Origin of the sequence: Lachnospira intestinalis (genome assembly GCF_040095895.1) — a bacterium.
Classification (GTDB): domain Bacteria; phylum Bacillota; class Clostridia; order Lachnospirales; family Lachnospiraceae; genus Lachnospira; species Lachnospira intestinalis.
The window spans coordinates 1-5,002 of sequence record NZ_JBBMFS010000024.1 but is presented as its reverse complement, the minus strand read 5'-3'; the positions used below and the strand labels follow the sequence as shown (position 1 = coordinate 5,002).

Sequence of the window (5,002 nt, the reverse complement as noted above, 5' to 3'; positions counted from 1 at the left end):
AGCTGGGTTAAAAGTTCGACTTGCTCTATTGGAGAAATTTTCAAGGAAGACTCCATCCAATAGGTGGAGAAATCACCACTTATATTTTCGTTTCCATATCCAATTTCCTGAATATAGTTGGAAATGTTAGCGGCTCCAAGCTGTTCGTCCACAGATTCAAAATACCAATTCACAGAGGAATTCATTGCTGACTGTAAGGTCTGGTCTGCATTCCATGCTTCAAATGGATAGGTTTCTCCATTCCATGCAATGAACGAATTTTCCGGTATAATGATATCTTCTTCCAATCCGAACAGGGCATCGTATATCTTGTAGGTGGAGTTTGGTGCAACTCGCAGGGTGGCATGCTCCTTGTCGTGTATGCTCCATGCATCATTTTCCAAATCGTATAAAACAAAGCTGCCTTCGTATTCTCCGAAGTATGTGGAGAGGTCTACATAGGAAACATTCTCAGAAGAGGAATCCCATTGGTAGTGGCTTCCGTCTGCTGCGTATGTAGAAATAAAAGGTGCGAATCCAAGGAGAAGAACAGCAGTCAACATGAATGCAGTCATACCTTTTATTCTTTTCATAAATGTCGGCTTCTCATAAGAGGCAATGTTGATAATTCTTCGTTTCATCTGCTCCATGTTTCCACCAAGGCCGGCGGCAAACGGAAAAGGAGTAAGTGAAACCTTCTCTGCAAAGTTAATCAGTGTATTACCATAATCTTCGTAAGCATCCTCTTCAAGCATTTTCAAAACGGAAGTGTCACAGGCAACCTCTCTGTCATTACGCATTTCTTTCAGTGCATACCAGACAAGAGGATTGAACCAATATATTACCCCGGCAAGATTCATCAGATAACTGGCAACAGCATCTTTGTGCTTATAGTGCTGCAGTTCGTGCAACAGCATATACCGCATATCGGATTCGTTGTAATCAGAGATCAGATGAATCGGCAGATAAATACATGGTTTCAAAAGTCCCACAATAATCGGGGATTTCAAAAATGCAGTACTGTAAACAGGGATATTTCTGTGAATTCCCATTTCCTCCAAACATCGATGATATAGTCTGCGTACCTCCGGGTTCTGAAGGGGAAGTGCAGATTTCTCCAAATTGCGTAGGCGGAGTGAGGATTTGATTACTAATATAATCATTGCAAAAATGCCTACAGTCCATATCCCTAATAATATGTATCCAGCAATGGATGGTGTCTCGCTATTTACAGAAAGTGCGAAATCATTCATCCAGTCTGTATTTCCGGTCGGATGAATTCCCACAGCTTCCCCCATAGCGGTTGCGGTACCAGAAGCAGGAGAGCTTCTTAAGCTACCAAGCCACGAGAAGATTTGTGGAAATCCGATGAGACGGAACGGTATAAAGGGAACTGCCAGCAACCCAAGAAGCAGGAACCACAGATTATACTGCATCCGGCTGGACAGGTTGTTTTTGAATATCCGCTTGGCTATCAAAAGAATTCCGATGATACCGCTGATAAATACATTGCATATTAAAAAGCGTATCATAAAATTAGCCACGTTAATTTCCTCCTTTTTTTGACCTCTTGGAAAGAAGGGAACGGAGGGTATCTATTTCTGTTTCAGACAGTCTGTCATTTTCTATATAGGCAGACAGCATGGCAGTGATATCCCCGTCATAGTATCGTTCCAGAAAAGAGTTGCTTTCCTGGCCGATGTATTCGCTTTCTTTCACGACTGGGGTATAAACAAACACTCGGCTCTGTTTTTCATAAGTTAGAACGCCTTTTGTTACGAGACGTTTGATTAAAGTCTGTATCGTCTTAGGACTCCAGCTTGTGGTCTGTAATAATTTATCTGTTATTTCATTGGTACTGATCGGCGCATGTTTCCATACGATTTTCATAACTTCAAATTCAGCTTCAGAAATCTGTGGTAAATCGTTCATTTTAAATCCCTCCTTAAATCTTACGGCTGTAATAAATATATTATAGACGTTATTTATGTGGTTGTCAATTTCAGAAAAAACATATTGACTTGAAATCTTACTTGTGTAATAATTGAAATATTACAAGAGTAAGATTTGGAGATGGCAACAAAAAGAAAAGAACCAGAATCACAACGGATTAGCTGGTTCCTTTACTCGTTTGAATTACCTCTTTTATGTATGAGTGCTAAGAGGTATTCAATTGCTGGAAGAATCTCGGCTGCCTCTTGCTCATCACATTCCTGTAGCATCAATAACAGTTTTTGTTTTTTCAACCCATCCGTAGCAGTGTCAGGGTGGAAAATCCGGTCTGCAGGAATGTGTAAATAAGCGATGATCTGGCACAATACTTCGAACTTGGGATTCCCACGGTCGTTTTCAATATTCAGTATTGTACGTTCATCACAACCTATTTGTTCAGCTAATGCTGCTTGAGATAGATGGGCTTCTTCTCTGGCAGCCCGAACTACCTTCGCAAGATTTTTTACATAGTCATGCATTACAATTCACCTCAGTGCTAGTTTACACTACAGGGTAAATATTATGAATTACAATAGAGTACAGGTATAAGATGAAACGAACTACACCATAAGCTCTATACGGATAAGAAAGAAGCCGGAACAGCCCTTGTGGAGATGTGCAAAGAAATAAAAACAGTCAATGCCCCTGCAGTCATTGGCGAATATGCAGGTTTTAAGATGGCAGTATCCTTTGATGCATTCAACCACAAATTGGTGATGAACCTGAAAGGTCAGCTTTCCCACAATCTGGAAGTCGGTTCAGACCCGATTGGAAATATTGCCCGTATCAATCATGCCCTGGAGTCCATGCCAAAGCAGCTTATGGAAGCCCAGACAAAACTTGAAACTGTGGAGCATCAGCTTGAAACCGCAAGGGTGGAAGTAACCAAGCCTTTTGAACAGGAAGCGGAGCTTGCGGAGAAGTTAGAGCGTCTGTCAGCATTAAATGCCCTGCTTAACATGGATAAAAAGGGTAATGACGGGATTGATATGGATGATGAGCCGGAAGCTCCAAAGAGCGAAAAAGAGGTCGCAGACCGTCCGGCGAAGAATACTCCGCTTGCAGAGAAAACAATGGGTATAGGGCAGGATAAGAGCATCAGACAATATGCAGATGTACTTGCAGAAAGAGTATCCCTGAAGGCGAAGCTGGAGGTGATGAAAGCAAAGGTTGCTGGAGGAGATACAGAAAAGCCTATGCCACTAAAGGCAAAGGGAAAAGAAGAAACCTTATAAGATAATATGAAATTTTTTATTTTTATTCCCAACTTTATTCCCAACATGATATAATGAATTTGGTTGGGAATAAAAGTTGGGTAAAGGAGCATACTAATGGATATTAAACAAATTGTTTTAGATTTATGTGCCTTAAGTGATGAACAGGAATGGTTTGAATTTAAGGAAAACTGGTTTCAGCCTGAGGCATTAGGCGAATATGTATCTGCCCTGTCAAATGCGGCGGCTTTTCATTATAAAAAATATGCGTATTTCATTTGGGGTGTAAATGATACAACCCATGAAATTGTAGGAACAACATTTAACCAGTATTGTGAATATAACAAGGAACCGTATCAGAATTATCTTGCGAGAAATCTGTCACCAAGCATAAATTTTAGTTTTGAAGAAACAGAAATTTATGGAAAGAGAGTCGTTGGTTTGGTAATTCCTGCGGCAACCGAGATTCCTACGGCATTTAAAGAAAAGAGGTTTTTAAGGATAGGATCATCAAAATGTAATATGAAAGATTACCCTAAGAGAGAAATTGAACTTTTCAAAATACTGGATGGAAGAACCGAAACGATAGAAACAGTACCGGCAAAATACCAGGAACTTACATTTCAAAAACTCTTTGGATATTACGGTTCCAAAGGTATTGTTCTAAATCAAAAGACGTTTATTAAGAATCTGGGGCTAAAAACAGAAGAAGGCGAGTTTAATATATTAGCGCAGCTTCTGTCGGATAATTCTCATTTTCCGCTTCGTGTATCTATTTTTGATGGAGAAACAAAAGGCTCTAATCTTTTCTCTGTACGTGAATTTGGAAATGACTGTTTATTATACAGTTTGGATGAGTTGTTGCGTTATGGAGATGTATTGAACCTGATTCAGGCGGATGAGACAGACAGGGTCGTTGAACGAAAGGAGGTTCCGTTATTTGATAACAAGGCATTTCGTGAGGCTGTCATTAATGCCGTCCTGCACAATAAATGGGTGGAAGGAAATGAACCTATGATTTCGGTATTTTCCGACAGAATAGAGATACTATCAAGGGGAACACTTGCTCCGGCACAGACCATGGAGGGATTTTTCTTAGGAGAATCAATCCCTGTAAATGAAAAATTATCCGAGATATTTCTTCAACTGCATATAAGTGAGAAATCTGGTCGAGGAGTCCCTAAAATTACGGAAATGTATGGAAAAGATGCATTTTCATTTAGGGAGAATTCCATTGTTGTTACTATCCCATTTGAGAGAATAAATAAAGTTGGGAATAAAGTTGGGAAAAAGGTTGGGAATAAGAAACCTTTAAATTTCAGAAGGCAAAAAATTATTTCAGAAATGAGGGACAACCCGAACATTACAACTGCAGAACTTCATAATATATTAGGGGTGAGTGAAACAGCAGTAGAAAACAATATATCATTTTTAAGAGAAAATGGGTATATAGAGCGGGTTGGTTCAAAAAAGGCAGGATACTGGAAAGTATTGTAAGTGTTGTAAAACTATAAAACGAAGATAAGGTGTAATCGGATAACAAAAGAAAGGATAGTTGAGGAATATGTATCTTTCATTGTTGCAAATAAAGAATTTTAGATGTTTTGATGGAAATGAGCATAGTATTACTTTCAAAAAAGGTTTAAATGTTCTTGTTGGAGAAAACGATTGGTTCTATGTCAAGATTTAGTACAAGTTAAAATGAGAAATTTTTCCCCATTTTAACCCGCCAGAAGCTCAGCCTCAGTGTGTGTTCTTTCATATACTCGTTCGAATTCATTTGGTGACATATAGTTACAATGGCTATGAATTCGTTT

General features: G+C 39.2%; 6 protein-coding genes. 3 read left to right on the top strand and 3 right to left on the bottom strand.

Annotation, left to right across the window (positions count from 1 at the left end):
• The 3 genes from WMO37_RS14765 to WMO37_RS14755 all read right to left on the bottom strand — a co-directional run.
• Positions 1-1,523: BlaR1 family beta-lactam sensor/signal transducer (locus tag WMO37_RS14765; protein ID WP_349155399.1), on the bottom strand; the 1,523-nt coding region annotated here is incomplete at its 3' end.
• A 1-nt stretch (position 1,524) separates the two neighbouring features.
• Entirely contained in the window at positions 1,525-1,911 is a 387-nt protein-coding gene (locus tag WMO37_RS14760; RefSeq protein ID WP_155176880.1) for a BlaI/MecI/CopY family transcriptional regulator, read from the bottom strand.
• 191 nt (positions 1,912-2,102) lie between these two features.
• The gene (locus WMO37_RS14755) at positions 2,103-2,450 is read right to left on the bottom strand and encodes a helix-turn-helix transcriptional regulator (RefSeq protein ID WP_004059104.1); all 348 of its coding nucleotides are present in this window, start codon (positions 2,448-2,450) and stop codon (positions 2,103-2,105) included.
• 129 nt (positions 2,451-2,579) lie between these two features.
• Between WMO37_RS14755 and WMO37_RS14750 the strand changes: the two genes are divergently transcribed.
• The 3 genes from WMO37_RS14750 (at position 2,580) to WMO37_RS14895 (ending at position 4,875) form a co-directional block, all read left to right on the top strand.
• A complete protein-coding gene (locus WMO37_RS14750; RefSeq protein WP_349155398.1) occupies positions 2,580-3,206 on the top strand; it encodes a hypothetical protein in 627 nt (208 codons plus the stop codon).
• Between the two features lie 96 nt (positions 3,207-3,302).
• Positions 3,303-4,682 carry an RNA-binding domain-containing protein gene (locus tag WMO37_RS14745; protein ID WP_349155397.1) on the top strand — a complete coding sequence of 460 codons (1,380 nt, stop codon included), beginning with the start codon at positions 3,303-3,305 and terminating at the stop codon, positions 4,680-4,682.
• A gap of 67 nt (positions 4,683-4,749) precedes the next feature.
• Positions 4,750-4,875, top strand: coding sequence for an AAA family ATPase (locus tag WMO37_RS14895; protein ID WP_369426220.1), 126 nt, complete (start codon positions 4,750-4,752; stop codon positions 4,873-4,875).
• Positions 4,876-5,002 lie beyond the last annotated feature (127 nt).

Coding starts and splice junctions, on each gene's coding strand:
- WMO37_RS14760 (WP_155176880.1), bottom strand. CDS start 1,911: ATGAACGATTTACCACAGATTTCTGAAGCTGAATTTGAAGTTATGAAA.
- WMO37_RS14895 (WP_369426220.1), top strand. CDS start 4,750: ATGTATCTTTCATTGTTGCAAATAAAGAATTTTAGATGTTTTGATGGA.
- WMO37_RS14745 (WP_349155397.1), top strand. CDS start 3,303: ATGGATATTAAACAAATTGTTTTAGATTTATGTGCCTTAAGTGATGAA.
- WMO37_RS14755 (WP_004059104.1), bottom strand. CDS start 2,450: ATGCATGACTATGTAAAAAATCTTGCGAAGGTAGTTCGGGCTGCCAGA.